The organism is Streptomyces sp. NPDC041970 (genome assembly GCF_055588985.1).
Genome location: NZ_JBVJCD010000001.1, coordinates 88,599 through 115,104, shown reverse-complemented (window position 1 = coordinate 115,104; position 26,506 = coordinate 88,599). Strand labels below are relative to the sequence as shown.

The 26,506-nt window shown below is 72.6% G+C and carries 27 protein-coding genes, 1 pseudogene and 1 riboswitch; of the genes and pseudogenes, 13 read left to right on the top strand and 15 right to left on the bottom strand.

Annotation, left to right across the window (positions count from 1 at the left end):
* The first annotated feature begins 140 nt into the window (after positions 1 to 140).
* Positions 141 to 1,586: a glyceraldehyde-3-phosphate dehydrogenase gene (locus ACZ6EJ_RS00535; RefSeq protein ID WP_469263365.1), complete on the top strand. Its 1,446-nt coding sequence runs from the start codon at positions 141 to 143 to the stop codon at positions 1,584 to 1,586.
* Between the two features lie 91 nt (positions 1,587 to 1,677).
* Here ACZ6EJ_RS00535 and ACZ6EJ_RS00530 read toward each other — a convergent pair whose 3' ends face one another.
* Together ACZ6EJ_RS00530 and ACZ6EJ_RS00525 are read right to left on the bottom strand one after the other, a co-directional pair.
* Complete coding sequence (locus ACZ6EJ_RS00530; RefSeq protein WP_469263363.1) at positions 1,678 to 2,106, bottom strand: pyridoxamine 5'-phosphate oxidase family protein; 429 nt, start codon at positions 2,104 to 2,106, stop codon at positions 1,678 to 1,680.
* 171 nt (positions 2,107 to 2,277) lie between these two features.
* Positions 2,278 to 3,474 (bottom strand): MBL fold metallo-hydrolase, encoded by a 1,197-nt coding sequence (locus ACZ6EJ_RS00525; RefSeq protein ID WP_469263361.1) that lies wholly within the window; start codon positions 3,472 to 3,474, stop codon positions 2,278 to 2,280.
* A gap of 470 nt (positions 3,475 to 3,944) precedes the next feature.
* Here ACZ6EJ_RS00525 and ACZ6EJ_RS00520 point away from each other — a divergent pair, with 470 nt between their 5' ends.
* Positions 3,945 to 4,586: a TetR/AcrR family transcriptional regulator gene (locus tag ACZ6EJ_RS00520; protein WP_469263360.1), complete on the top strand. Its 642-nt coding sequence runs from the start codon at positions 3,945 to 3,947 to the stop codon at positions 4,584 to 4,586.
* A 72-nt stretch (positions 4,587 to 4,658) separates the two neighbouring features.
* Here ACZ6EJ_RS00520 and ACZ6EJ_RS00515 read toward each other — a convergent pair whose 3' ends face one another.
* Positions 4,659 to 5,660: a DUF6745 domain-containing protein gene (locus ACZ6EJ_RS00515; RefSeq protein WP_469263359.1), complete on the bottom strand. Its 1,002-nt coding sequence runs from the start codon at positions 5,658 to 5,660 to the stop codon at positions 4,659 to 4,661.
* 84 nt (positions 5,661 to 5,744) lie between these two features.
* The gene (locus ACZ6EJ_RS00510; protein ID WP_469263613.1) at positions 5,745 to 6,071 is read right to left on the bottom strand and encodes a hypothetical protein; all 327 of its coding nucleotides are present in this window, start codon (positions 6,069 to 6,071) and stop codon (positions 5,745 to 5,747) included.
* A gap of 177 nt (positions 6,072 to 6,248) precedes the next feature.
* On the opposite strand from ACZ6EJ_RS00510, the gene ACZ6EJ_RS00505 reads away from it, so the two are divergent.
* Genes ACZ6EJ_RS00505 through ACZ6EJ_RS00480 form a run of 6 tightly spaced genes read left to right on the top strand, consistent with a single transcriptional unit; the run spans position 6,249 to position 12,500 of the window.
* Positions 6,249 to 7,202: an STM4015 family protein gene (locus tag ACZ6EJ_RS00505; protein ID WP_469263358.1), complete on the top strand. Its 954-nt coding sequence runs from the start codon at positions 6,249 to 6,251 to the stop codon at positions 7,200 to 7,202.
* Positions 7,203 to 7,215: 13 nt separating this feature from the next.
* Positions 7,216 to 8,196, top strand: a complete 981-nt coding sequence (locus ACZ6EJ_RS00500) for an STM4015 family protein (protein ID WP_469263356.1) — start codon at positions 7,216 to 7,218, stop codon at positions 8,194 to 8,196.
* Positions 8,177 to 9,334 carry an STM4014 family protein gene (locus ACZ6EJ_RS00495; protein WP_469263354.1) on the top strand — a complete coding sequence of 386 codons (1,158 nt, stop codon included), beginning with the start codon at positions 8,177 to 8,179 and terminating at the stop codon, positions 9,332 to 9,334. Before ACZ6EJ_RS00500 ends, ACZ6EJ_RS00495 begins: the two co-directional genes overlap by 20 nt.
* Before the next feature lie 16 nt (positions 9,335 to 9,350).
* Positions 9,351 to 10,163, top strand: a complete 813-nt coding sequence (locus ACZ6EJ_RS00490; protein ID WP_469263611.1) for an STM4013/SEN3800 family hydrolase — start codon at positions 9,351 to 9,353, stop codon at positions 10,161 to 10,163.
* On the top strand, positions 10,160 to 11,548 hold the full coding sequence (locus tag ACZ6EJ_RS00485) for an STM4012 family radical SAM protein (protein WP_469263352.1): 1,389 nt from the start codon (positions 10,160 to 10,162) through the stop codon (positions 11,546 to 11,548). The genes ACZ6EJ_RS00490 and ACZ6EJ_RS00485 overlap by 4 nt, the downstream gene beginning before the upstream one ends.
* Positions 11,549 to 11,555: 7 nt before the next feature.
* Positions 11,556 to 12,500, top strand: a complete 945-nt coding sequence (locus ACZ6EJ_RS00480) for an STM4011 family radical SAM protein (protein ID WP_469263351.1) — start codon at positions 11,556 to 11,558, stop codon at positions 12,498 to 12,500.
* Between the two features lie 83 nt (positions 12,501 to 12,583).
* Here the strand turns inward: ACZ6EJ_RS00480 and ACZ6EJ_RS00475 are convergent, their stop codons facing one another.
* From ACZ6EJ_RS00475 to ACZ6EJ_RS00450, 6 genes and pseudogenes are all read right to left on the bottom strand, one after another.
* The gene (locus ACZ6EJ_RS00475; protein ID WP_469263610.1) at positions 12,584 to 13,141 is read right to left on the bottom strand and encodes an IS630 family transposase; all 558 of its coding nucleotides are present in this window, start codon (positions 13,139 to 13,141) and stop codon (positions 12,584 to 12,586) included.
* A gap of 109 nt (positions 13,142 to 13,250) precedes the next feature.
* Positions 13,251 to 13,301 (bottom strand): annotated as a pseudogene (locus ACZ6EJ_RS00470) (hypothetical protein); the annotation flags it as partial.
* Positions 13,302 to 13,744: 443 nt separating this feature from the next.
* Positions 13,745 to 14,482 (bottom strand): DUF4240 domain-containing protein, encoded by a 738-nt coding sequence (locus ACZ6EJ_RS00465; protein WP_469263350.1) that lies wholly within the window; start codon positions 14,480 to 14,482, stop codon positions 13,745 to 13,747.
* A 71-nt stretch (positions 14,483 to 14,553) separates the two neighbouring features.
* A complete protein-coding gene (locus tag ACZ6EJ_RS00460; protein ID WP_469263348.1) occupies positions 14,554 to 15,123 on the bottom strand; it encodes an RHS repeat-associated core domain-containing protein in 570 nt (189 codons plus the stop codon).
* A 130-nt stretch (positions 15,124 to 15,253) separates the two neighbouring features.
* Entirely contained in the window at positions 15,254 to 16,132 is an 879-nt protein-coding gene (locus ACZ6EJ_RS00455) for a DNRLRE domain-containing protein (RefSeq protein WP_469263608.1), read from the bottom strand.
* A gap of 512 nt (positions 16,133 to 16,644) precedes the next feature.
* Positions 16,645 to 17,472, bottom strand: coding sequence for an SGNH/GDSL hydrolase family protein (locus tag ACZ6EJ_RS00450; RefSeq protein WP_469263346.1), 828 nt, complete (start codon positions 17,470 to 17,472; stop codon positions 16,645 to 16,647).
* 295 nt (positions 17,473 to 17,767) lie between these two features.
* Between ACZ6EJ_RS00450 and ACZ6EJ_RS00445 the strand changes: the two genes are divergently transcribed.
* From ACZ6EJ_RS00445 to ACZ6EJ_RS00430, 4 genes are all read left to right on the top strand, one after another.
* A complete protein-coding gene (locus ACZ6EJ_RS00445; protein ID WP_469263345.1) occupies positions 17,768 to 18,406 on the top strand; it encodes a hypothetical protein in 639 nt (212 codons plus the stop codon).
* 13 nt (positions 18,407 to 18,419) lie between these two features.
* Positions 18,420 to 18,872, top strand: a complete 453-nt coding sequence (locus ACZ6EJ_RS00440) for a phage holin family protein (protein WP_469263344.1) — start codon at positions 18,420 to 18,422, stop codon at positions 18,870 to 18,872.
* Positions 18,848 to 19,510: a DUF3618 domain-containing protein gene (locus ACZ6EJ_RS00435; protein ID WP_469263343.1), complete on the top strand. Its 663-nt coding sequence runs from the start codon at positions 18,848 to 18,850 to the stop codon at positions 19,508 to 19,510. Before ACZ6EJ_RS00440 ends, ACZ6EJ_RS00435 begins: the two co-directional genes overlap by 25 nt.
* A 73-nt stretch (positions 19,511 to 19,583) precedes the next feature.
* On the top strand, positions 19,584 to 20,603 hold the full coding sequence (locus tag ACZ6EJ_RS00430; protein WP_469263342.1) for a YihY/virulence factor BrkB family protein: 1,020 nt from the start codon (positions 19,584 to 19,586) through the stop codon (positions 20,601 to 20,603).
* Between the two features lie 74 nt (positions 20,604 to 20,677).
* Here the strand turns inward: ACZ6EJ_RS00430 and ACZ6EJ_RS00425 are convergent, their stop codons facing one another.
* Entirely contained in the window at positions 20,678 to 21,601 is a 924-nt protein-coding gene (locus tag ACZ6EJ_RS00425; RefSeq protein WP_469263341.1) for a M23 family metallopeptidase, read from the bottom strand.
* A gap of 3 nt (positions 21,602 to 21,604) precedes the next feature.
* A riboswitch (cyclic di-AMP (ydaO/yuaA leader) is annotated at positions 21,605 to 21,765 on the bottom strand.
* A 455-nt stretch (positions 21,766 to 22,220) separates the two neighbouring features.
* On the opposite strand from ACZ6EJ_RS00425, the gene ACZ6EJ_RS00420 reads away from it, so the two are divergent.
* On the top strand, positions 22,221 to 23,033 hold the full coding sequence (locus ACZ6EJ_RS00420; protein ID WP_469263339.1) for a tyrosine-protein phosphatase: 813 nt from the start codon (positions 22,221 to 22,223) through the stop codon (positions 23,031 to 23,033).
* Positions 23,034 to 23,052: 19 nt separating this feature from the next.
* Here ACZ6EJ_RS00420 and ACZ6EJ_RS00415 read toward each other — a convergent pair whose 3' ends face one another.
* From ACZ6EJ_RS00415 to hpnH, 4 genes are all read right to left on the bottom strand, one after another.
* Positions 23,053 to 23,226, bottom strand: a complete 174-nt coding sequence (locus ACZ6EJ_RS00415; protein ID WP_469263338.1) for a DUF6126 family protein — start codon at positions 23,224 to 23,226, stop codon at positions 23,053 to 23,055.
* Between the two features lie 64 nt (positions 23,227 to 23,290).
* On the bottom strand, positions 23,291 to 23,899 hold the full coding sequence (locus ACZ6EJ_RS00410; protein WP_469263337.1) for a helix-turn-helix domain-containing protein: 609 nt from the start codon (positions 23,897 to 23,899) through the stop codon (positions 23,291 to 23,293).
* Positions 23,900 to 23,958: 59 nt separating this feature from the next.
* Positions 23,959 to 25,356, bottom strand: coding sequence for an aspartate aminotransferase family protein (locus ACZ6EJ_RS00405; protein ID WP_469263336.1), 1,398 nt, complete (start codon positions 25,354 to 25,356; stop codon positions 23,959 to 23,961).
* 130 nt (positions 25,357 to 25,486) lie between these two features.
* On the bottom strand, positions 25,487 to 26,506 hold the full coding sequence (gene hpnH / locus ACZ6EJ_RS00400; RefSeq protein ID WP_469263334.1) for an adenosyl-hopene transferase HpnH: 1,020 nt from the start codon (positions 26,504 to 26,506) through the stop codon (positions 25,487 to 25,489).

Below are 26,506 nucleotides of genomic sequence, written 5' to 3'. Positions count from 1 at the left end.
CCGCATCCTGGACGATTGACGGGTCGGACCCCCGTTACCGGGAAGCGTCTTCACGGCCCCGGCGCAGGTGGCGACCCCTTGTCGGGGCCGAAAAGCGGGCGGTTACCATATGAGCGCCGCCTAGCTCGAAAGATAAACACGTGACTGTCAATGACGACTCGTTCACCAATTGGATGCACCGCGAGGAGATCGCGGAGTCGATGATCCCGATCATCGGGAAGCTGCACCGCGAGCAGGACGTCAACGTCCTGCTGCACAGCCGCTCCCTGGTGAACAAGTCGGTGGTCAGCATCCTCAAGACCCACCGCTTCGCCCGGCAGATCGCCGGTGAGGAACTCTCGGTCACCGAGACGATGCCCTTCCTCAAGGCGCTGACGACGCTCGACCTCGGTCCCTCCCAGATCGACATAGGTATGCTCGCCGCGACCTACCGGGCCGACGGCCGCGGGCTCTCCGTCGAGGAGTTCACCGCCGAGGCCGTCGCCGGGGCGACCGGCGAGAACAAGATCGAGCGGCGCGCCCCGCGCGACGTCGTGCTCTACGGGTTCGGCCGCATCGGCCGCCTCCTCGCCCGGCTCCTCATCGAGAAGGCGGGCTCGGGCAACGGTCTGCGGCTGCGCGCCATCGTCGTGCGCAGGGGCTCGGGCCAGGACATCGTCAAGCGCGCCTCGCTGCTGCGGCGCGACTCCATCCACGGCCAGTTCCAGGGCACGATCACCGTCGACGAGGCGAACGGCAGGATCATCGCCAACGGCAACGAGATCCAGGTGATCTACTCCGACGACCCGACCTCGGTCGACTACACGGAGTACGGCATCGAGGACGCCATCCTGATCGACAACACCGGCAGGTGGCGCGACCGCGAGGGCCTCTCGCAGCATCTCCGGCCGGGCATCGCCAAGGTCGTCCTGACCGCTCCGGGCAAGGGCGACGTCCCCAACGTCGTCCACGGCGTCAACCACGACATGATCAAGCCGGACGAGCAGATCATCTCGTGCGCGTCCTGCACCACCAACGCGATCGTCCCGCCGCTGAAGGCGATGGCCGACGAGTACGGCGTCCTGCGCGGCCACGTGGAGACGGTCCACTCGTACACCAACGACCAGAACCTGCTGGACAACTACCACGGTTCGGACCGCCGCGGCCGTTCGGCGGCGCTCAACATGGTCATCACCGAGACCGGCGCGGCCTCCGCCGTGGCCAAGGCGCTGCCCGACCTCCGCGCGCCGATCACGGGCAGCTCGATCCGCGTCCCGGTGCCGGACGTCTCGATCGCGATCCTCAGCCTGCGGCTGGAGCGCGAGACCACCCGCGAGGAGGTCCTCGACTACCTCCGCGACGTGTCGCTGGCCTCGCCGCTCAAGCGCCAGATCGACTTCATCAGCGCCCCCGACGCCGTCTCCAGCGACTTCATCGGCTCGCGCCACGCCTCGATCGTCGACGCGGGCGCCACCAAGGTCGACGGCGACAACGCGATCCTCTACCTCTGGTACGACAACGAGTTCGGCTACTCGTGCCAGGTCGTCCGGGTCGTCCAGCACGTCTCCGGCGTGGAGTACCCGACGTACCCGGTCCCGGCGGTCTGACCGGCGCGCGCACGGCCCGGCGCCCGGCAGGACCGCCTGCCGGGCGCCGGGCTCCTTCTCCGCCGGGGCCGCGCGCGGCCCGGCCGCGCGGTCAGACCTGGCCGATGTCCGAGCTGACCCACCGCTCGGGGCGCAGGGTGATCACCACCTGCTCACCGTGGTTCTCCCAGGCGAAGTCCACGTAGCCGGCGACCTTCTCGGCCGGGAGGTAGCGCGCGGACATCTCCTCCAGGTCCGCGCGGGTCGCGGGGCGCGTGTCGATGACGGGCCCCTCGACGGAGACGTAGCGGATGGTCGGTTCGAGCCGGTCGACCAGCAGGCTGAAGCGGCCCGCCGCACGGATGAGCCCGGCCTTGCGCGAGGCGCCGCCCGTGAGGATCCACAGGTCGCCGCCCGGCGCGTACTGGTACCAGATGGGCACGCTGAGCGGGGCCCGGTCGCCGTCCCCGGCCGCCACGGCCAGGGCGGCCACATGGGGCTCGGCGAGGAACTGTTCGCGCTCTTCACGGGTGAGTGCCACGGCGGACTCCTTCGTCGGGGACATCGGGGGAACGTACGCACGTCCGGGGGCGGGCCCCGGAGGCACGCGGGCGAGGAAACCCCTGGGCGCGGGCGGAACGGGGGCCCGCGTGCCGTGCGGGCGGCCGCCGCGCCGCACCGGATGGCGGGCGAGGGGGGCGTACGTCCCGCCTCACCGTTCCCCGGCGAGGTCGAGGTCGCCCCGCGGCCCCGGCGCGGGGGCCGGCCCGCCGCCTCGGCGCCACGCGCGGTCCAGGGGGGAGGACACCGCTCGCCACCACGGGTCCGAGGGGAGGGCGCCGGCCGGTTCGAAGGGTTCGCCGGGACGGGGGAACGCCACCGCCTGGCCCGCCTCCTCGCCCGCGTCCCTGGTCCACTCCCCCGGCTCGGCCCAGGCGTGCGGGGCCAGGTTGAAGGTGCCCCAGTGGATCGGCAGCATCGCGCCGTGCGGGCGGCCGCCCTGGAGGTCGAGGTGGGCGCGCATCCCCTCGGCGGGGGTCATGTGGATGTCCGGCCAGAACTCCGCGTAGGCGCCGATCTGGATCATGGTGGCGTCGAAGGGCCCGTGCTCGGCGCCGATCTCCCGGAAGCCGGGGAAGTAGCCGGTGTCCCCGCTGTGGTAGATCCGGTGCTCCGGGCCGGCGACGGCCCACGACGCCCAGAGCGTGTGCTGCTGGTTGCGCAGGCCGCGGCCGCAGAAGTGGCGGGCCGGGGTCGCGGTGAGGCCGAGCCCCGCGACCGTCGCGGTCTCGTTCCAGTCCAGCTCGTGCGTCCGGTCGGCGGGCACGCCCCAGCGCTCCAGGTGCGCGCCGACGCCGAGCGGCACCGCGAAGACCGTGTCCGTGCCCGCCAGGGCCTTGATCGTCGGCAGGTCGAGGTGGTCGTAGTGGTCGTGGGAGATCACGACGGCGTCCACGGGGCCGAGCGCGGCCAGCGGCAGCGGGGCCGGGTGGAGGCGTCTGGGCCCGGCGAACGGGAACGGGGAGCAGCGCTCACCCCAGACCGGGTCGAACAGGACCCGGCTGCCGTCGATCTCCGCCAGGACGCTGGAGTGCCCCATCCAGGTCAGCCGCAGGCCCGACGCGGGCGGCGCGGACAGGTCGGCGAGGGTGGTGGCGTGCACGGGCACCGTCCCGGTGGGCGCTCTGCGGGCCCGCTGCTCCTTCTGGAAGTACGTTCTGGCGAACTCCAGCGTGGAGCCGGAGGGCCTGATCCGGGCGCCCACCGGATTGCGGAACGCCCCGTCGACGAAGTTCGGCGAGCGCCGGATGCGCTCCATCCGCGCCCCGGCCGGATCGGCCCCGAAGGACTCGGCGCGCAGCGAACGGAGTCTCGTGCGGAGGGGAAGCAGGGGGTCGGCGCCGGTCACAGCATCTCCTGAGCGGGTCGGTGTCATCTCATTATGGTCGGGCTGGCGGACAGGGCGAGACCTGAAGGGTGAACGGGGCAACCGCTCCAGCCTGCGGCATCCGCCGGGTCACGGCGGCCGCGGACGCGGTGGGCCTCGCGCGGGGGCGGGCCCGCCCCTTCCCCCCGCCCCGGCGGCCGACGGGGCCCGCCGGCACGACCCGTGCCCGTGCACGTCACGCAGGCTCCAACGTCCCGGCGGGCCGCGGGATTCCGCCCCGCCCGCACCGCGCTGTCACATTCGGCGCCTCCGCCACGTCCTCGCGGTGTACGTCCGACGCCGCGTTCGGGGCCACCGGCCCGCGGGCGCCGTACCCGAGGAGAACCGCCATGTCCCAGCGCCCCCGCCCGGCCGCCGCGCCGCCCGGTCCCCGCCCGCCGGGGGCCTCCGTCCGCCCGGTGCCGACCCGGTGGATTGGTTAGGGTGACGTGATGGCAAGGGTCCGGTTGAGCGTGGCGGAGCGGCGCGAGGAGCTGCTGCGCGCGGCGGTCGAGCAGATCGAGGTCCGCGGGGTCTCCTCCGTGCGCATCGCCGACGTGGCGTCCGTGCTGGGCGTCAGCAACGCGCTCGTGCTCTACCACTTCTCGACCAAGGAGAAGCTGGTCGCCGCGGCCTTCCGCTACGCGGCCGAGGCCGATCTCGCCCATCTCCGCAAACTCCTGGCGCGCCGCACCACCGCCGTGCGCCGGCTGCGGGCGGCGGTGCGGTGGTACGCGCCGACGGGGAACGCCAAGGGCTGGCGGCTGTGGATCGAGGGCTGGGCGGCCTCCCTGCGCGACCCCGCCCTGCGGGAGGTGGCGGCCGACCTCGACCGGCAGTGGAAGGCGGAGCTGACCGGGGTCATCGAACAGGGCGCGGCCGCCGGTGAGTTCCGGTGCCCGGACCCGTCGGCGGCCGCCTGCCGGCTGACCGCCCTGCTGGACGGCCTGGCCGTGCAGATGACCTCGTACGCCGGTCCGCTCTCCCGGACCACGCTGCTGCGGTGGACCGACGAGGCGCTCGCCCGCGAACTGGGCCTCGACCACCGGGTCCTGACGGGCTCGCCGGGCCAGGACCCCTCCGCCGCGGGCTGACCGGCGCTCCGGCGGATCGCCGGCGCCCCCTCCCCCGGCCGGCCCGTCGCGCACGGCGGGCCGGCCTCCGCGTCAGGTCTGGCGCACCGGTGCGTAGGCCGCCCCCTCCAGCCCGAACGTCCAGGCGACGCCGTCCTTGGCGGTCCGGGTCGAGGGCGGCACGCGCAGCCAGTACGTGCGGTGCGTGCCGTCCGGTTCGGGGGTGGAGTTGACCACCTCGACCATCACCACGTCCTCGTCCCCGTCGAGCGCGATGCGCCAGAGGACGCCCGTCTCGTCGCGGTGGACGGGCTCGGCGCCCGACTCGGTGAGATACCGGTCGTAGCCGTAGTGCTCCAGCATCACGCGGCGCAGCTCCGCGTTCTCCTCGGCCCGTATCCGCTCGGGCGTCAGGGCGGACAGCTCCGCCAGGAACGCGGCGGGCACCGGCATCCCGCGCCAGGCGTACAGGGCGAAGCCGTCCGCGTAGGCGAGCGCCGGGCCGTCCCCGCGGTCGAGCCGGCCCGCCTCGTCGCGGTGGAGGGCGTCGGGCCGCTCGCTGATCACCACGGTGTTCTCGTACGGCCACCACCAGCCGGCGTTCCGGGCCACCTCGGCGAGGCCGGCGAGCCGGTCGCCGCGCCCCTCGAACGCGGCGAGCCAGGCCGCGTCGTGCTGCCCGAGCACGGCGTCCAGGAGCAGCAGGCGCACCGCCCCCTCGTCCTCGGGCCGCGGCGCCAGCTCAGCGACCACCCCCGCCCGTATCCGCTCGGCGAGCGCGGCGGTGGTCTCCCACAACTGGGCCCCGGTGGAGGACCAGTGCGCCGCCCAGCCCGCCGCGCCCAGCGCGTCGTACAGGCGGCGGCGCTCCTCGGCCCACGGCCGGGTGCGGACCTCGTCGCGGACCGACCGCCCCGCGCGGGTCAGCCCGGCGGCGGTCTCGACCGCGGCGCGGGGCGACGGGGCCCAGAGGATCTCGTCGGGCTCGGCCAGGCCCGCGGTGCGGTAGGCGCGGCGCACGCCGGCCTCGGCCGCCGCCCGATCCGCCGGCCCGGTCGCCGCCGCCACGCTCCGCCAGGCATTCGTCTGCTGCATCGGTTGTCCCCGTCTCCTGCTGTGCTCGATCCTGATGTGTGCGCCCGGTCGACCGGGCCGGTCCGCCGCGGGCGCGGCGCCGGGTCAGTCCGCCACGACGCGGACCGCACCGGGGGCGTACTCCCGCTGCCGCACGACGCGGAACCAGCCCTTCGGGAGCACGATCGTGGCGTGCTCCTCGTGGACCACGCGCCCGCCTTCGGGGAGATGGAGCAGCATCGGGCCGAACGGCCCGGCCTCCCGGATGAGGCGTCCGGGGCCCTGCACGGCGTGGGCGTGCCCGGTGACCTCCCCCAGCGCGAGGACCAGCCGCCCCCGGCCGTCGCGCAGTTCGCCCCGCGCCTCCACCAGGGGGGCCGGCACCGCGGACTCCTCCAGTGCCATGATCAGTACGTCGCCCTGCCGGTACACAGTCCTCACCCCTCCGCCCCGGCACCCGCTGTGCCGGCCACGGGGAAAACGCTACGCGCGGGGTCTGACAACGGCGGGTCCGACCGCCGAGGACCGGTCCCGGTCGCCGCGCTGTCAGTGCGGCTTGATAGACCTGGGCGCACATCCGCCGTCTTCCGGAAGCAGGAGCCCAGAGCCATGTACGGTGCGCAACATTTGGAGGAGTTCGGCGGCCTTCCGGTCGTCGACTTCCGGCAGACGTCCGACGCGGGCTCGCTGCCCGCCGCGGACGCCGCCGCCTGGCGCGTCTCGGTCGAGCCGTACGGCGACCGGGAGTGGCCCTGGGAGGAGGAGTTCACCGCGTTCCTGGACACGGTGGACCCGGCGGGCGTCCGGGCGCTGATCGTCGGTCAGTGGGGCGAGGCGTACGAGGAGGACTCCTCCGTCCCCATCGGCCTGGTCGTCGCCGCGGCCGAGCGGCTGACCTCGCTGGAGGCGGTGTTCGTCGGGGATCTGGAGGCCGAGGAGGCGGAGATCACCTGGATCGAGCAGTCGGACGTCACCGCCCTGTTGGCCGCGTTCCCCGCCCTCACCGAACTCGGGGTGCGCGGCGGCACCGACCTGGTGTTCCCGCCGACCCGCCACGAGCGGTTGCGGGAGCTGACCATCCAGGCGGGCGGCCTGCCGGCCCAGGTGGTGCGCGGCGTGCTGGGAAGCGAACTGCCCGCGCTGGAGCGGCTGGACCTCTGGCTCGGCGTGTCGACCTACGGCGGGGACACCGAGGTCGCCGACCTGGCCCCCCTGCTCTCCGGCACCCGTTTCCCCCAGTTGCGCCACCTGGGGCTGCGCAACAGCGAGGTGCAGAACGAGATCGCGGCGGCCGTCGCCTCGGCCCCGGTCGTCGCCCGGCTGCTGAGCCTGGACCTGTCGAACGGGACGCTGGGCGACGAGGGGGCCGCGGCCCTGCTCGACGGGCAGCCGCTCACCCACCTCGAACTGCTCGACCTCCACCACCACTTCCTCACCGAGCCGGTGGAGGAGCGCGTCCGCGCGGCCCTGGAGCCGCACGGGGTGCGGGTCGACCTGTCCGAGCGCAACGAGCCGTGGGGCGGGCGCGGCGCCGAGGGCCGCTACACCGCCGTCTCGGAGTAGTGGGGTGTCGGAGATGACGGGACCGATCGGCATCGACCACCCGGAGGTCTTCCACGGCCTGCCGGTCCACACGCTGTGGCTGTCCGGCGGACCGGGTCCGTCCCAGGCGCTGCCCGCCGCCGACGCGGTGGCCTGGCGGCTGGAGTGCGACGAGGAGGCCCAGCCCGACTTCGCCGCGCTCTGGCGGCACTTCCTGGACACCGTCGACACCACACGGGTGCGGGCGCTGCTGATCGGCGCCTGGTGGGAGGAGGACTACACCCCGCTCGCCCCGGTGCTGGAGCTGGTCGTCGCCCACGCGGAGCGTTTCCCGGCGCTGCGCGCGCTGTTCGTCGCCGACGTGGAGGGCGAGCAGTGCGAGGTGTCGTGGCTGCGGATGTGCGACGTCACGCCGGTGCTCGACGCGTGGCCGCTGCTGGAGGAGCTGACCGTACGGGGCTGCGGCGGCACGGGGTCGGACGGGGAGGGGCTGCGGCTCCGCCCGGTGCGCCATGCGGCGCTGACGTCGCTGCGCTTCGAGTCCGGCGGCCTGCCCGGTCATGTGGCGCGGGCGGTCGCCGCCAGTGAACTGCCCGCGCTGGAGCGGCTGGACCTGTGGTTCGGCAGCTCCTGGTACGGAGGCGACGCCACCGTCGCCGATCTGGCCCCGCTGCTCCAGGGAGGCGCGCTTCCCCGGCTGCGGCGTCTGGGGCTGCAGAACAGCGAGATCCAGGACGAGATCGCCGCCGCCGTGGCCTCCGCGCCCGTGGTGGCCCAGTTGCGGTCGCTCGCGCTGTCCATGGGCACCCTCAGCGACGTCGGCGGCGAGGCGCTGCTGAACGGGCAGCCGTTGAACCACCTGTCCACGCTGGACCTGCGCCACCACTACCTCGGCGAGCCGGTGCTCGACCGTATCCGGGCCGCCTGCGCGCCCGCCGTGGTCGAGGCGGGCGAGGCGGAGGAGGACTACGGGGATCCGGAGGAGCCGGAGCGCTATGTCGCCGTCAGTGAATAGCCGCCCCGGCGACCTGGCGCCGCGCTTCGCGGTCGTGGGCAATCCGGACAACCGCCGGGTCGCCTTCTTCCAGGAGGCGGTCCGCGCCGCGGGGCTGCCCGAGGCGCGGGTGGTCCCCTGGCTGCGGGTGCTGCGCGGCGAGGCGGTGTTCCGCGCGGGCGAGCACGTGCGCCTCGACTCGCCCGGCGAGGACGCCGAGGTGGAGCGGCTGCTCCGCGGGACCGGCGATCCGACGCGGGTGGAGGGATCGGCCCGCTGGTACGCCGCATTCCTCTCGGCCCTGCGGTCGGTGGAGCGCTCGGCCTCGGCCGCGGGCGCCGCGGTGCTCGGCTCGGCCGACGAGATCGCCGTGCTCTTCGACAAACGGCTGTGCCACGGGGTGCTCGACGGTGCGGGCGTGCCCGTGCCCGCCTCGCCCACCTCCGGCCCGCGCACGCCGGGGGTGGGCGGCTGGGCGGACGTGCGGGAGTCGATGCGGGAGCACCGGATGCCGCGGGTGTTCGTGAAGATCGCGCACGGCTCCTCCGCCTCGGGGGTGCTCGCCGTGGAGACGGCGGGCCCCGGCCGCGTCCGGGCGACCACGTCGGTCGAACGGGACGCCTCGGGGCGGTTGTTCAACTCGCTGCGGGTGCGGCGGTACACCACCGAGCGGGAGGTCGGCGCGATCGTGGACGCGCTGGCCCCCGACGGGCTGCACATCGAGCGGTGGGTGCCGAAGGCGTCCCAGCGGGGACGGGTCGCCGATCTGCGGATCGTGGTGGTCGCCGGGCGCGCCACGCACGCCGTGGTGCGGACGAGCACCGGCCCCATGACCAATCTGCACCTCGGCGGCGCCCGCGGCGATCTCGACGAGGTCCGGGCCGCCGTGTCGGCGGTGGGCGGCTGCTGGCGCGAGGTGCTGGCGCTGTGCGAGCGTGCCGCCGCCTGCTTCCCGTCGACTCCGTGCGTGGGGGTCGACCTGCTGCCCACGGCCGGCTGGCGGCGCTTCGCCGTCGGCGAGGTCAACGCGTTCGGAGACCTGCTGCCCGGACTGACCGGTCTGCCGGGCAGCGGGGCCGAGGGCTTCGACACCTACGCGGCGCAGGTCGCCGCCGTACTGGACCGAGCAAGGAACCACCGTGCCGTCACCCACTCCTGACCCCGGCCGCCCTGACATGGGCGAGGTCGTGGGCAGCCACGACCTGTTGCTGGTCACCCTGGACACCCTGCGCCACGACGTGGCCGTCGAGCTGGCGGCCGCCGGGCGCATCCCCAACCTGGCCCGCCACCTGCCGGCGGGCGGGTGGGAGGAGCGGCACGCCCCCGGCAGCTTCACCTACGCCTCGCACCAGGCGATGTTCGCCGGGTTCCTGCCGACGCCCGCCGCTCCCGGACCGCACCCCCGGCTGTTCGCCGCCCGGTTCGCGGGCAGCGAGACGACGGCGGAGGGCACGTTCGTCTTCGACACTCCGGACCTGGTGTCCGGCCTGGCGGCCGAGGGCTACCGCACGGTGTGCGTCGGCGGTGTCGGGTTCTTCAACCGCCAGGGCCCGCTCGGCTCGGTGCTGCCCGGCCTGTTCCAGGAGAGCCACTGGGAGCCCGGCTTCGGCGTCGCCTCGCCCACCTCGTTCGAGGAGCAGGTCGACCGGGTGGAGGACGTCGTCGCCGCGCTCCCCGTCGAGCAGCGGCTGTTCCTCTTCGTCAACGTGTCCGCGCTGCACCAGCCGAACTGGTTCCACCTGCCCGGCGCGACCCGTGAGGCGGGCGACTCCCGCGCGACGCACGCGGCCGCCCTGGAGTACGTCGACCGCCACATCGGCCGCCTCTTCGCCGCGGCGAGCAGCCGCCGCCGGTGTTTCGCCATCGTCTGCTCCGACCACGGCACCGCCTACGGCGACGACGGCTACACCGGCCACCGGCTCGGCCACCCGGCCGTCTGGACCGTGCCGTACGCCCACTTCTTCCTCGAACCGGGGGCCGCCCGATGACCACCGCCACCACCGCCGCCGCCGCCGCGACCGGGCTCCCCGCGGTCCGGCCGTACGAGAGCTACGTCTACGCCTACCCGCACAAGACGTCCTACCGGCCGCTGGAGGACCGGCCCGCGCTGCGCGACCTGTGGGCGGCGGAGCCCAAGGACGCCCTCTCCCTCTATCTGCACATACCGTTCTGCGAGGTCCGCTGCGGCTTCTGCAACCTCTTCACCCGCATCGGCGCCCCCGACGAGCTGACGACGCGCTACCTCGACGCGCTGGACCGGCAGGCCCTCGCCGTACGGGACGCGCTGGGCGACGACGGCCCGGTGCGGTTCGCCGCGGCCGCGTTCGGCGGCGGGACGCCGACCTTCCTCACCGCCGGCGAGCTGGAGCGGCTCTGCGACATAGCGGAGCGGCGGATGGGCGCGGATCTGCGCGCGGCGCCGCTGTCGGTGGAGACCTCCCCGTCCACCGCGACGGCCGACCGGCTGGCGGTGCTGGCCGAGCGGGGGACCACCCGGATCAGCATCGGCGTGCAGAGCTTCGTGGACGCCGAGGCGCGGGCCGCCGTCCGCCCGCAGCGCCGGGCCGACGTGGAAGCCGCGCTCGGCCGGATACGCGACGCGCGGATCCCGGTGCTGAACGTCGACCTGATCTACGGCATCGACGGGCAGACGGAGCGCAGTTGGCTCGCCTCCCTGGACGCGGCGCTGGCCTGGCGGCCGGAGGAGCTGTATCTCTACCCGCTCTACGTCCGCCCGCTCACCGGCCTGCACCGCCTGGGCGCGGCGGCCGGACCCGAGGCCGAGGCCCTGGAGCGGGCCGCGTGGGACGAGCAGCGGCTGCGGCTGTACGCGGTGGGGCGGGACCACCTGCTGGCGCACGGCTACGAGCAGGTGTCGATGCGGATGTTCCGGCGCGCGGACGCCCCGCAGGAGGGGCCGCGCGACTACGCCTGCCAGACCGACGGCATGATCGGCCTGGGGTGCGGGGCCCGTTCCTACACGGCCGAACTGCACTACTCCTTCGACTACGCGGTGGACATGCGGGAGATCCGGTCCATCATCGACCGCTTCACGGCGACGGAGGATTTCTCCCGCGCCGAGGTCGGCCGGTACGTCGACGCCGACGAGGCCCGCCGCAGGCACCTCCTCCAGTCGCTGCTCCAGGCGGCGGGGCTGCCGGTGGCCGACTACCGGGCGCGGTTCGGGACGGACCCCCGGTCGGACTTCCCCGTCGAGCTGGCGGAGTTCGCGGCGCGCGGCTGGTTGGACGCGGCGGCCCCGGACGGGCTGCTGCGGCTGTCCCCCTCGGGGCTGGCCCACTCGGACGCGCTGGGGCCGGCGCTGTTCTCCCCCGGTGTGCGGGCCGCGATGGCCGCGTACGAGCGGAAGTGACCCGGCCGTGGATCTGACGTTGCTCTACCGCGGTCCGCTCGCCTCGTGCGACTACGACTGCCCGTACTGCCCGTTCGCCAAGCGGCGGGACAGCCGTGCCCAGTTGACGGCGGACCGGGAGGCGCTGGAGCGGTTCACCGGGTGGGCGGGCCGGCAGACCGGGGACCGGTTGTCCGTGCTGTTCACGCCGTGGGGCGAGGGGCTGGTGCGCTCGTGGTACCGGCGGGCGCTGACCGAGCTGTCGCACCTGCCGCACATCGGGCGGGTGGCGATCCAGACGAACCTGAGCTGCCGCACCGGCTGGTTGGCGGACGCCGATCCTGAGCGGATCGCGCTGTGGTGCACGTACCATCCGGGGCAGACCCCCTACGAGCGCTTCCTGGGCAGGTGCCGCGAGCTGTCCCGGCTCGGCATCCGCTTCAGCGTGGGCGTGGTCGGGTTCGAGGCCCATCTGGAGGAGGCGCGGCGGCTGCGGGCGGCCCTGCCCGAGGAGGTCTACCTCTGGGTGAACGCGGCCGAGGGCCGTGCGTACTCCGACGAGGAGGCCGCCCGGTGGACCGCGTTGGACCCGCTCTTCCCGTACAGCCGCCATCCGCACCGGTCGGCGGGGCTGCCCTGCCGCACGGGCGAGTCGGTGGTCTCCGTGGACGGCGACGGCACGGTGCGGCGCTGCCACTTCGTCGCGGCGGAGCTGGGGAACCTCTACGACGGCAGCTACCGCCGGGCGCTCGGCCCGCGGGCCTGCCCGCTCGCCGTGTGCGACTGCCACATCGGCTATGTGCACCTGGAGACGCTGCCGCTGTACGACGTGTTCGCGGGCGGCGTCCTGGAGCGGATACCCGCCGCGCTCTCCGGGGCGGCGGCTCCGGGCGGGCCCGCGGCTCCGGGCCCGTCCCGGCGCGCGCTGCCGCTGCTGGCGGAGCCGCCCCGGTGCGCGGCGGGGTCCGCCTAAGCGGGGTCTTCAGATTCACGCCCACATCAGGAGCGAGGCGAGGGCAACGGGTGCTTGATATTGATCAGAGACTCATCGGGTTCTCATCGAGGACGTAGCGGACGTGCCGAGCGCCGGAGTATCCGCGGACGATGTGTGGCCGGCGTTGTCGGCGGTGGAAGAACCTGCGGGTTTCGGTGACGAGTTCGGCCTGGTTCCTGGCCCGGTGGGTGTGGGGCAGGTTGCGTTCTGAGGTCGGCGTTGACGAGCTCGTGGGGGTTCAGTCCGGGTGAGTACGGGGGCAGGAAGTGCGACTCGATCTGGTCCTCGTGGTCGGCAAACCAGGTCCGGACGGTCTTCGAGCGGTGGGCCGAGTGCCGGTCGACGATCAGGTGGACCTTGCGGTCGACGTGGCCGACAAGCCGGGCGAGGAAGCGGCACATGGCCTTCGCGTCGGAGGTCTCGGTGAAGACCATGAAGTGCGTCCGGCCGCGGGTGCTGATCGCGGGCATCGCGTTCACGGAGAACCGGTTGCCGGTGCGAGGGACGACCGGCGTCGCGCCTTTGGCGCCCCGGGTGCGACCGGTGACCTGGTCCGAGCGGATTGCGACCTGGTCGCCGAAGAGGACTTCGGTGCCTTCCGCCTTCGCCCTGGCCCGGATCGCCGGCCAGGTCTCCTCGCACCGGATGCGGACGGCCCGCGGGCCCTGCGCGGCGGCCTCGCGGCCGGGTCAGCAGCGCGTCTTGGCCCCCTGCCTGCCACCTCGCCCACCAGTTGTCCACGGCCCTGACCGACACTCTGAACAAGGTCGCGACCTCCACCCTGTCCCGACCCTCCCCCAGTGCGGACACCGCCAGCAGTCGCACAGCCTCCTGCGCGTCCGGCGACCACGTCCGCGCATCCCCCACCAGATCGCTCACACACAGCCACCGAGCCTGAAACCAAAGCGTTTCGGACCAATAGTCCTGGGAGAGGGCGCAGCTCGCCCTCTCCCAGGATTCAGGTCAAGGAGAACCCGTCATGGTCTTCATGCGATTGCCTAGGCGGCCGCGTGGCTCATTTTCTCGCTGCTCGGTTCCTGGCGCTGCCAGGCAGAGTCATGGTTCAGACAGAGTCCTTGATCAGGCCGCGATCCCTCGGGCCCGCCACGCTCACCGCGTACCCGCGCGACGGGGCCCCTCGCAAACGACGGTGGAGGCCCCGCATTCCTCGTTCCCCAGCACCGTCACCGCCGATCGGACATGCCGTCTTCGCACAGGTCCGGTCATGCAGGCAGAGACGGAATCGCACCTAGAGACAGCGCGCGCGCCACCCGCTCCATACAGTCCTCCAGGTCTTCTCGGGCGTATTCATCCGCATAATTCGATCTCCCCGGCATCCGCAGCAGACGGATGCGACCAGCATCGACGTTCATGCTGAACTCGACGATATCGTGCACGCGGCGAAGAGAGGGCTCGCTGCGCAGGTCCCGCGATTTCATGACATCGAGGGTCACGAACAGCCGAGCCGAACCGGCCCTCTCCCACCAGTCGATCCAGGACGGCGCATCCTCGATGGATTCCTTGATCCGCTCGACGGCCTCCTCGTACACTCCAGGGATCTTGATATCCGAACCGAAGCGCACGTCCAGCCAACCCCCACGGGCGGAGTGCTCGGGAATGCGCTCAAGGAACCCGAGCACCTCGGGCGCCGCCCGCACCAGCAAGGCGGACTCCTCGCAGTCCCACCGCCGCCCGCCGAACGTGGCCGGAGCCTTGAGGACCTGCTCGTAGACACGCCTCCCAGCAGCCACGACCGCGCAGGCCTCCGCTTCATCCAGCGGGCGCTCCGACTCAGCCGCACGCTGACGGATTTCAGCGAGACGCGCTTCGAGGAGTCTCTGGAAATCTGCCACCTGCTCGTCCTCCTCGCCCAGAAGAACTTCACTCAGCTCATGCACTGACGCTTCGTCAGCACACCCCTCCAGCTCCTCGATGATTTCCCAGAACCGACTCTCCCGCACGAAGATCCCTCCTCAAGCCGAATGGGGCGTCCCGGAATACCGGGACACCCCATTGACGTCAACCCGCCAGATCAGCGGCAGCTCTTGAGCTGACCCGGGGGGCAATGACCGTGATGACCGACATACTTGGTGATCTTTCCGGCCTCCCACATTCGGGCATTATACCAACCCTTGCCACGCCAAATGATCTTGTAGCCGCAGGCCCGCTTGTAGTATTTCTCGCAAGACCTGATCTGTGACTTGGGCCGGGAGGGACCCTTCCTGGTGATGCCGTACTTCCAGATTCGGCCTCCGTTCTTCCGGTAGATCTTGTAACCCCAGTAGGTCTTGTTCTTGTACTTCTTCGCCGTATTGGACCGCTTGTCCGGCCACGGAATCCGTACGCCGGTCCCCGAGACCGTGATCGAGCAACCGAAGGTGTGGCAGATCCACGCGGTGACGGACGCCGCGATGAGCGCGAGCAGAGCTGTCAGGGCCCATTCCGCGGCTATGAAGACCGGGATGACGACGACGAAGCGCCCGTCCAGGTCATAGGCGTTGACGGGGTCGGCCGGATAGACGTAGGCGTTCGTGTTGCCCCCGTACACGGGGTCCGTCTGCAGGAAGCGGCCATTGGTCGGGCTGTAGAGGCGGCTCCCCATGAGGGTGAGACCGCTGACGGTGCCGGCGGACCGCTGGTAGCAGCCGAGCCATCCGCTGGAGGAGCGTCCCCCCCCCCTGCGGACGAGGTGATCGCGGCGAGGCCGCCCGTCGGGTCGGCGACGTTGCGCGTCACGTTCCCTTGCTCGTCCTCACTCCAGGCGGGACTGTCGCCGCTCGCGCCGTAGTGGTTGGTGTCGGTCCCTGACGTCGTCCAGACCCCGCTGGAGTCCTGCTTCTGCGTGACGGCCTTGCGGAGACGACCGACCCCGTCCAGGCTCCAGGTCTTCCGACTGGCGCCCTTCGTCTCGGAACGCACCAGGTCGTTGGTGACGTGTATGTGGTGTTCGTGACGGCCGGGTCGGGCGTGATCTCGAACTCTGCTCTGGTGTTGGACCCGTCGGGGTCCGTGACCTTCGCGCTCAGCGTCGGATTCAACGACGTGACGAAGCGCTTGCCGTTGTAGGCGTTGACCTGAGCCGGTGCGATGGCGGTCGAGACGGGTACGGCGGGGAAGGAGTTGTACATGACGGTGAGGTGAGGATCGCTCGAACCGTCGCCCGATACGTAGTTCGCCGAACGGAACCGCCGCCATGTGGTGGAGTCGGTCTCACTGGCTCCGGCGACACGCAGGCCGTAGGTGGGCGCGCCGTCGGCCCAGGACTGCACGATGGCGTCGACGTCGAAGTTGACCGTGCCCGCGGGGCAGGACGAGTTCCACCCGAATGCGGCCTTGTTCGTCACCCCACCGGTGGCCGTGGTGGCCGGTTGCGCCGCCCAGGCGATCGCGGACGACGACCAGTCGGCGGTCACCCGCCGTACCTGCGTACCGGCTCCCGTCGTGGCGCAGGTGGATGAGTAGTAGGAGTACAACGCGAAGTTGGTGTCGACGATGTGCTTGCCCTTGAACGGTGACACGTCGAACTGCAGGTAGGAACGCGCCTCGGTCGTACCGGAGTCGTACGTGCCTGACTCGGGTTCCGTCGAGGAGACTTGGGAGTCGCGTGCGATCGTCGGTGCCGCCGCCCGTGACGACGACGGCGAGAGGACGGCTCCGGCCGTCGCGAACCAGGTGGATCTTGCTGGTCAGACCGCCTCTGGACCGGCCGAGGGCCGAGTCGTGGAGCCCCCTTCTCGGGCCCCGGTCGCGTGCTGGTGAACCCGGACGGTCGTGAAGTCGACCGACACCGGCCACTCGACGCCGCCCGCCGCCTCCGCTTCCGCCCGCGCGGCCCGCAGCATCCGCCCGAACGCCCCCTCCTTGACCCGGCCGCGGAAACGTGTATGCGGCGTCGCCACGGACCATGGCGCCCGGGCGCCTCCCGCCAGGCCGTCCCGGTCCGGAACTTCCCCACGATCCCGTTCCGGACCCTGGGGTCCTCCAACCGCTTCCGCCCCCGCCGCGACTCGGGCAGCGACGGCCGAACGAACGCCCCCTCGGCATCCGGCCGTTCATGACGACGTATCACGACACCCTGATCCACCACCAGGGACCATGTGACAACACTGCCCAGGCGCGCCGCCTACAGGGGCAGCAGGTCGGGCCGCTTGGCCTCGACGCGGTCGCCCGAGGACTCGCCGCGCAGCCGGCGCCCGATCCACGGCACGAGGTGCTCGCGGGCCCAGTTGATGGTGTCGCGCCGCTCGTCGAAGGGGCGGCGCGGATCCTGCGGGGGCCAGGGCTGGTCGGGGTCGGCGGGCACCTCGTAGCCGAGGACCTGGGCGGCGCGGAGCGCGACGCGGGTGTGCCCCTCGGGCGACAGGTGCAGCCGGTCGCGGTCCCAGGCGCGCCGGTCCTGGACGGAGCGCAGCGACCACAGGTCCAGGACCGGGCAGTGGTAGCGGTCGGCGATGGCCCGCAGATGGACGTTGTACGTGGCGATCTTGCCGCGCATGTGGCGCAGCAGCGGTACGCCTCGGGTGTCGAAGCCGGTGGTGACCATGACCGTGCCGACCGCGTTGCTCAGGTCGGCGACCGCCCGCTCGAAGCGTTCCGCGAGGTCGTCGGGGTCGGTGCCGGGCCGGATGATGTCGTTGCCGCCCGCGCAGAAGCTGACCAGGTCGGGGGCGAGTTCCTTGGCGCGGGGGACCTGCTCCCGGACGATCTGGTCGAGGAGGCGTCCGCGTACGGCGAGATTGGCGTAGCGGAAGTCTCCGTGCGGGAAGTCCTGGGGGCTCGTCGCCGCGTCGGGGGCCGGGAGCCGGTCGGCGAGGAGTACGGCGAAGCGGTCCGCCCAGCCGATGAAGCCCCCGCCGGGGCCGGGGTCGCCGACGCCTTCGGTGAAACTGTCGCCGATCGCCGCGTACGACCCGATGACGTGCTGCTGGTTGGTTCTCGAATCGTCTGCCACAGGCACCTATCCTGCACCGTTCGATGTGACCTACGCGACCGTAATAAGGGGTTGACGGTCGGTGAGATAGACCACCCGGTCAGTTTTTGGCAAAGCCGGAATAACGCGCGGAACGACCGGACGTCGTCGCCCCACCTGCTCCCCATATGGCGCATTTCTCCTTCTTTGTCATGCTGGAACGTGGTGCACCCGCTCAGGGGCGCAGCCCACCCCGCAGGACGACCGAGGAGGAACGTTGAGTGACGTCAGCGGTGCTCACCGTCCGGACAGCGATACGAGTGATAAAGCAGCGGCGGTGAAACAGAAGGCCGGCGAAGGCGCCGGACTGGTCGGCGAGAAGGCGACCGACGTCGCCGGCGCCGCCAGGGAACGCGCGGGCGACGTGGCCGGCGAGGCCACGACGCGGGCGCGGGACGTGGCGGGCGAGCTGCGCGACCAACTGCGGGACCAGGCCGAGGAGCAGACACGGCGCCTGGCCCGGAACGTGCGGCGACTGGCGGACGAGCTGGGCGGCATGGCGGAGAGCGGCGACGAGGACTCACCGGCCACGAAGGCGGTGCGCCGGGCGGCCGACCGCGGCCACGACGTGGCGTCCGGGCTGGAGAGCCGGGGCCCGCAGGGAATCTTGGACGACCTGCAGGACTTCGCGCGCCGCCGCCCCGGCGCGTTCCTGGCGGGCGCCGCGCTGGCCGGCTTCGCGACGGCCCGCCTCGGCAAGGGCGTCAAGTCCGCGAGCGGCACGGCGCACGGGTCCGAGGACGGCGACCGCGGAGGGCGCACAACGCCGCCGGCGGGCGACGGGCCCGGCCCGGTCAGGGACGACCGGCCCCTCGGATCGTCGCCGCCCACGCCGTCGTACGGCGGATCGGTCGCGCCGCCCGACCCGCTGCCGGTCGCCGAGCCGTATCCCCATCCCGACCCGCGACAGCCGTAAGGGGGGCTGAGGCGTGGCCATTCCCTCTGCACACGACGCCGCCGACCCGTACGGGGCCGGTGCGGCCGGTTCCACGCGGGCCCCGTCGGCGGACCCGTCCGTGGGCGAGCTGGTCGGCGAGATCAGCGACGACCTCACCCGGCTCGTCCGCGGCGAGATCGAACTGGCGAAGGCCGAGATCAAACAGGAGGCGACACGGGCCGGCAAGGCCGCGGGCATGATGGCCGGTTCCGGGTACGCCGCGCACCTGGTGCTGCTGATGGGCAGCCTGGCCGCCGTGTTCGGGCTCGCGCACCTGGTCGACCTCGCCTGGGCGGCGCTCATCGTGACCGGCGTCTGGGCGCTGGCGGCCGCCGTCCTCCTCGTGGTGGGACGCCGGCGTATGCGCGCGGTGCGGCTCAAGCCGGAACGGACCGCCGAGACCCTGAAGGAGGATGCCCGATGGGCACGGAACCCGACGACCTGAAGAACGAAGTCGAGGACACGCGGGCGCGGTTGGCGCACAACGTCGACCGCCTCGCGGACCGGGCGAAGCCGGCGAAGGCGGCCCGGCGCAGGGCCGACGCCGCTCAGCACCGGCTCACCGGCCTCAAGGAGCGCGTGATGGGCCGGTCCGACCCCGCCGACGGCGGCCGGTCCGGGCAGCGCGGGCACGATCTCGCGGAGCGCGCCGGAGAGGCGGGCGACACGGTCCGGCACACCGCCGGCCAGGTCGGCCAGTCGGTGCGCGAGACCCCGGACCTGGTGACGAGGCAGACCCAGGGCAGTCCGCTGGCCGCCGGCGTCATCGCGTTCGGCGCCGGGATGCTCGCCGCCGCGCTGCTGCCCGTGTCCGAGGCGGAGGAACGGGTCGGCACCCAGCTCCGCGAGCACTCCGACGACCTGCTCACCCCCGCCAAGGAGACGGCGCGGGAGACGGCGCAGGACCTCAAGGAGGGGATGCGCGGGCCGGCGTCGGAGGCCGTGGAGTCGGTGAGGAGCACGGCGCAGGACGCCGCCGAAGCCACCCGGCAGCAGGTGCGGGAATCCGGCCAGGAGGCCGCCACCGGTCTGCGCGAGGTCGGCCGGGACACGGCCCGCGAGGCGCGCGACCCGGAGGGCTGACCGCCCGGCGCATTCGGGGCGGGGGCCGCTCAGGCCCCCGCCGTACTCCTTCGCACCTGTGGGGTGGACGCTCATGCACCAGTCCGGCAAAGCCTCCGCACCGGACCGAACCGGCGGCACGTCCTGGACGCGCGTGCTCAAACGCACCGTCGGGGAGTTCAAACGCGACGAGTTGACCGACAGGGCGGCGGGGCTGACCTACTACGGCATCCTGGCCCTGTTCCCGGCCCTGCTGGTGCTGGTCGCCCTGCTGGGCATCGCGGGCGACTCCGCCACGAAGACCGTCCTGGACAACGTCCAGAAGCTCGCGCCCGGCTCGGCCCGCGACGTGATCACGAACGCGGTGACCCAACTGCAGTCCACCGGCGGGACGAGCGGCGTGCTGGCCGTCGTCGGCCTGCTGGGCGCCCTGTGGTCCGCCTCGGGCTATATCGCCGCGTTCATCCGCTCGTCCAACGCCGTCTACGACATGCCCGAGGGCCGCCCGGTCTGGAAGGTGCTCCCGGTGCGGGTGGGGCTGACCCTGGTGCTGATGGTCCTCGCCTGCGTCAGCGCGCTGATCGTCGTGCTGACCGGGGGCATCGCCCGGCAGGTGGGCACCGCGCTGGGCGTGGGTGACACCGCGGTGACCGTGTGGTCCATCGCCAAGTGGCCCGTCCTGGTCGTCCTGGTGGCCGCCATGCTCGCGCTGCTGTACTGGGCCGCCCCGAACGCCAAGGGCCGCGGCTTCCGTCTCGTCTCTCCGGGCAGCCTGCTGGCCCTGCTGGTCTGGATGGCCGCGTCCGCGGGATTCGCGTTCTACGTGGCCAACTTCGGCTCGTACAACAAGACGTACGGGACGCTCGCCGGGGTCATCGTCTTCCTGGTCTGGCTGTGGATCACCAATCTGGCGATCCTGCTGGGGCTGGAGTTCGACGCCGAGACGGCCCGCGAGCGGGCCGTCGCCGACGGCCTCCCCGCCGACGAGGAGCCGTACGTGGAGCCGCGCTCCACGCGGACGTGGAGCGACGGGGACCGCCGGGCCGCCGGACGCGCCGAGAAGGCCGCCGACCGCGGCGACCGGCGGCGCGACGGGCCGCCCGAGGACCGCTGACCTGCGGCGGAACGCCCGAGGGGCGGTGCGCCGCAGCGCACCGCCCCTCGGACCGCTCACGGCCGCCGCTCGGCTCAGACCGAGACGCCGTGCTGGCGCAGGTACGCGATCGGGTCGACGTCCGAGCCGTAGCTCGGGCCGGTGCGGACCTCGAAGTGCAGGTGCGGGCCGGTCGAGTTGCCGGTGGAGCCGGAGAGCCCGATCTGCTGGCCGCCCGAGACGGTCTGGCCGACGGAGACGTTCAGCGAGGACTGGTGGGCGTACTGGGAGTACATGCCGTCCTCGTGCTGGATGACGACCTCGTTGCCGTACGAACCGCTCCAGCCGGCCGAGACCACGGTGCCGGGGCCGATGGCGCGGATCGGGGTGCCGGAGGCGGCCTGGAAGTCCGCGCCGGTGTGGTAGCCGCTGGACCAGCTGGAGCCGGAGGCGCGGTACTGGGTGGTGACGTTGGCGGAGGCCAGCGGGGTGGTCCAGCCGGAGCCGGTCGCCTCCGAGGAGCCGGTGGGCGCCGAGTCGTCGGCCGAGGCGGTCTCCGCCTGCGGGGCGGCGGCCTTCGGGGCCTTCTTCGGAGCGGCCTCGGGCGCCGGGGCGGCCTTCTTCGGAGCGGCCTCGGGGGCCGGGGCGGCCTTCTTGGCGCCCAGCGTCAGCTTCATGCCGGGGAAGATCAGACCGGGGTTCTCGCCGACGGTGGAGCGGTTGTCCTGGTACAGCTTCTGCCAGCCGCCCTTGATCCGGTGCTCGGCCGCGATCTTGGACAGGTAGTCGCCCCGGACGACGGAGTACGTCCGGGGAACGTCCCGCGAGGCGGCGGGAGCGGCCTGCGGAGCGGTGTGCGCCACGGCCACCGCGGCGGCGGGCTGCGCGGCCGGGGCGGCCTGCGCTCCGGTGGCGGCGACGAACGGGAGGGCGATCGCGGCCCCGCCGGTCCCGGCGGCGAGGACGCCGCGGGAGATCGGGCCGGACTTCGGTCGACGGTGCTTACCCTGTGCGGGCATGGGGCTTTTCCTCTCCGGCGCCTACGAGGTGAGCTGTCGGGTTCGGGCTGGAGATGCCCGGTCGCCGTCGGCGACTTCACCCCGAGCCGGTCCGGATCTCTCCGGGGTCGGCGGCTTACCTGGGTCCCCCGCTCCTGCCACGCGTGAGTGGGTGGGTGGAATTCCGGGCGGCGGCAGGATTAGGCGGTCCGCCCGGATCGACGGTGACCGTAAACGAGTCAGGACGCACGGAACAAGCCGCCGGTTGCACCGGACATTCACCGGTGCGAGCGCGCTCCGGAATTCCCGTCACACTCCGTGGATTAAGGATCTTGACTTTCCGCGCGGGAAACGGGAAAAGGACGAGGCATGATCGCCACAGACCGTCACGGATATGATCCCGCTCACCCACCTGATTCCATCTCCCCCATTAGCGGGGCATGTTCTACGAAATGCAGCAATACGGACATAGCTCGGCCGCCCCTGTCGACGGGGCGTCAGATGTGCCGGCGCGGCGCGCGGCGCACCGCTTCCGTTCCGGCGCGTTCGCCCGCCCCGCCTCCCCGGAAGCGATGTCGTATCGTCACGGGAGCGCGAGCGCCGACGAGCCGCGCCGCCGCCAGAGACGCCAGGAGCCCCCGTGACGCAGCAGGTGCCGCAGGTCCCGCCGACCGAGACCGCTCTGACCGGAGTCCGGAACTTCCGCGACGTGGGCGGGCTGCCCACCGCGGACGGGCGGCGCACCGCGTTCGGCAGGCTCTACCGCAGCGGCCACCTGGCGCACGCCACCGCCGAGGACACGGCCTTTCTCGCCGGGCTCGGCCTGCACACGGTGTTCGACTTCCGCAATGCCGCCGACCACCGGCTCGACGGGTACGACGTCGAGCTGCCCGGTGTCCGCAATGTCAGCATTCCGCTCTCGGACCCGGCCGACGGCGCCGAGTTCTGGCGGCTGGTGCGCGACGGGAACATCGAGCAGCTCCGATCCGTCCTCGCGGGCGGGCGGGGCGCCGAGCGCATGGTCCGGATGTACCGCGCGATGATCGAGGAGCGCACCGCCGAGCACAGCCGGGTCCTGCACGCGCTGGCCGAGGACAGCGTGCCCGCGCTGATGCACTGCGCGGCGGGCAAGGACCGGGCCGGCCTCGCGATAGCGGTCGCGCTGCTGGCGGTCGGCGTCGAACGGGAGGCGATCGAGGAGGACTACCTCAAGTCCAACGAGGCGCACCGCCGGTACCGGGTGCGGCGCGCCGACACCTCCGGGGCCGGACTGTCCCCGGAGGTGATGGAGCTGCTGAACCCGCTCTTCGGGGCGCGGCCCGCCTACCTCGCGGCGGCCTTCGCGAGGATCGAGGAGCTGTGGGGCACGACGGACCGCTACCTCTCCGAGGGGCTGGAGCTCTCCCCCCGCACCCGCGAGCGGCTCCGCGAACGGCTGCTCGACCAGGAGTGAGCCGGGGCGCGGCGCGAGGTCACTCGCCGCCGGCCACCACGAAGAGCAGGTAGAGGAAGGCGGCGATGACGTGGCCGGCCACCAGGTAGGCGAAGAGGCGGATCACGACGCCGCGCGGCATACGGCGCTCCTGCGGGTCCTCGTTCGGACGGCGGCCGGGGCCGAGTGGGTCGTAGTGCTCGGAATCGGACATGGGGGTCCTCTCTGCCGGCCGCACGGCCGGGACGGACGAAGGGGGCGGCGGACGGGACGGCCCGTCAGCGCGCGGGGAGGCCGCTGCCCGCGCAGAGGTCGCCGACGGGGGCCTGCAGCAGGGTGTGGACGAACAGCAGCTCCGCGCCGCAGCGGTCGGTCGCCGCGATCCGGTGCGGTGTGAGCGAGTCGAAGTGGGCGCTGTCACCGGGGCCGAGGTCGTGCACGGTGTCGCCGAGCCCGACCCGCAGCCGCCCCTCCAGGACGTGCAGCCATTCCTCGCCGGGGTGGACCCGGACCAGGTCGCCCTGGGCGCCGTACGGCACCCGGACGCGCAGCGCCTGCATCGCCCGACCGGACCCGCCGGCCCGCCGGTACATCCAGCCGTCGGCCTCCGCACCCTCGAAGCCGCCGCCCCGGATGATCGCCTCGCGTCCGGGCGGCTGCTCGCCGAGCAGTTCCGAGACCGTCGTACCGTAGACGCGGGCCAGTCCCAGCAGCATCGGCAGCGAGGGCTGCCTGCGCCCCGTCTCCAGCCGGGAGAGGTGGGCCGGGGAGAGGCCGGCCCGCCGCGCGGCGGCCTCCAGGGTGAGGCCGCGGCCGCGGCGCAGGTCGCGCAGGCGGGGTGCGACGCCGGGCAGCTCGTCCGGCGCCCCGCCGTCCGGAGGGTTCATGGCTCCATTGGGCCAGGAACTTTCCCCTTGGGCAAATTCCTTGCCTCTCAGGCAAGGTCTCAGCGGTTGGCGACGGCCTGCCGCACGAGCGTCCGGCCGAAGTCCCACATCAGCCCGCCGCCGTCGTGCGCGTCGTCCATGACGGCGGTGAACGCCGTCACGAACCGGTCGACCTCGGCCTCCTTGATGATCAGCGGGGGGATCAGCTTGATCACTTCCAGGTGGTCGCCGGAGACCTGGGTGAGGATGCGGTGCCGGCGCAGCAGCGGGACCACGACCATCTGGGCGAAGAGCCCCTTGCGGGCCGCCTGGAGCATGGTCCAGCGGCCGCGGAGCCGCAACGTGGACGGCCGGCCGAACTCGATGCCGATCATGAGTCCGCGCCCGCGCACCTCGTGCAGCAGCTCGTAGCGGTCCACCAGCGCCGCCAGCCGCTCGCGCAGCAGGTCGCCGGTGCGGCGGGCGTTGGCGACGGTCTCCTCCTCCTCCATCACCGCGAGGACGGCCAGCCCCGCCGCCATCGCCTGGGCGTTGGAGCCGAAGCTGGCGGAGTGGACGAGGACCCGGTCCATCGAGGAGTACACCCGCCGGAAGATCCAGTCCTTGCCGAGCGTCGCCCCGACGGGCACATAGCCGCCGGACAGGGCCTTGGCGACGCACACGAGGTCGGGTTCCACGCCTTCCTCGTGCTGGTACGCGTAGAAGTCGCCGGTCCGCCCGAGGCCGGTCTGCACCTCGTCCGCGATCAGCAGGGCCTTGTGGCGGTGCAGCTCCTCCTGCGCCTGCCGCAGGAAGCCGGGCGGCGCGGCGTTCACGCCCTTGCCCTGGACGGGCTCGACGATGAGGGCCGCGACGTCGCCGCGCCCCAGTTCGCGGCGGAGCGCGTCCAGGTCGCCGAGCGGGATCGCCGTGTCGGGCAGCAGCGGGGCGAAGCCGTCGCGGAAGCCGGCCTCCCCGTTGACCGAGAGCGAGCCGGTGGTCAGTCCGTGGAAGGCGTGCTCGCAGTAGAGGACCCGCGGTTTCCCGGTGGCGCGGCGGGCGAACTTCAGCGCCGTCTCGACCGCTTCCGTGCCGCTGTTGCCGAAGAAGACGCGGTCCAGGTGGGGGCTGTGGGCGAGGAGCCTCTCGGCCAGCAGGCCGGGCAGCGGCTGGCAGTCGAACCGGGTGAGGTCGGCGAGCTGGGCGTCCAGCACGTCGTGCAGCGCCCGGCGCACCACCGGGTGGTGGCGGCCCAGGCCCATGACGCCGAACCCGGCGAGCATGTCGAGGTAGTCGTTGCCCTCCGCGTCCCAGAAGTACGCGCCCTCGGCCCGCTCGTAGACCTTGTCGAAGCCGATGGTCCGCAACATGCGCGGCAGTTGGTGGTTGAGGTGGCGTGTGTGCAGGTCGTACCGTTCCCCCCCGCGCTCGGCGAGGAGTCGTGCCAGGTCGAACCCCTTTGATCCGTCGTCCGTCATCGCGCGCCCTTCCCCTTCGTGGTGGTCCGGCGCCGCGGTGCGCCGTGCGGCCGGGTCGGCGCCCCGGCTCGCGGAGCGGGCGGCGGCCCGGAGCGGGCCCCGGACCGCCCGTCCGGCTCGGTTCAGCCCGTCACCGGCCGCCGCCGACGGTCTCCCGCACCGCGCGCAGGGACTCCTTCAGCGACCCCATGGTGGCGAGCACCGCCGTGGGCTCGTAGCCGCAGTGCGCCATGCAGTTCGCGCAGCGCGGGTCCTTGCCCCGGCCGTAGGCGTTCCAGTCGGTCTCCTCGACGAGCTGCCGGTACGTCGGCACGTAGCCGTCGCTCATCAGGTAGCAGGGGCGCTGCCAGCCGAAGAGCGAGTAGTTCGGGATCGCCCACGCGGTGCACGGGAAGTCCGCCTCGCCCTCCAGGAAGTCCAGGAAGAGGGGCGAGTGGTTGAGCCGCCAGCGGGCCCGGTTGCCGCCCGCGAACGCCTTCTTGAACAGTGCGCGGGTCTGCTCGACGCCCAGGAAGTGCTCCTGGTCGGGCGCTTTCTCGTACGCGTACGCGGGCGAGATCATCATCTCGTCGACCTGGAGGTCGTCGTTGAGGTAGTCGAGCACCTCGATGACGGTCTGCGGGGTGTCGGTGTTGAAGAAGGTGGAATTGGTGGTGACGCGGAATCCGCGCCGCTTGGCCTCCTTCATCGCGGCGACGGCCTCGTCGAAGACGCCTTCCTTGGCGACCGATTCGTCGTGCCGCTCGCGCAGTCCGTCGATGTGCACGGCGAAGGCGAAATACGGGGAGGGGGTGAATCTGTCGAGCTTCTTCCGCATCAGCATCGCGTTGGTGCAGAGGAAGACGTATTTCCTCCTCGCGACGAGCTGGCGCACGATCTCGTCGATCTGCGGGTGCATCAGGGGTTCGCCGCCGGCGATGGAGACCATGGGGGCGCCGGACTCGAGCACCGCCCCCACCGCCTGGGCGACCGGCATACGCTGCTTCAGCACGCCGGCCGGGTGCTGGATCTTCCCGCAGCCCTCACAGGCGAGGTTGCAGGCGAACAGCGGCTCCAGCTCGACGATCAGCGGGAACTTGTCGCGCTTGCGGAGCTTCTGTTCGAAGAGATACGTCGCCACCTTGATGGACTGACGGAGCGGCATGGCCAT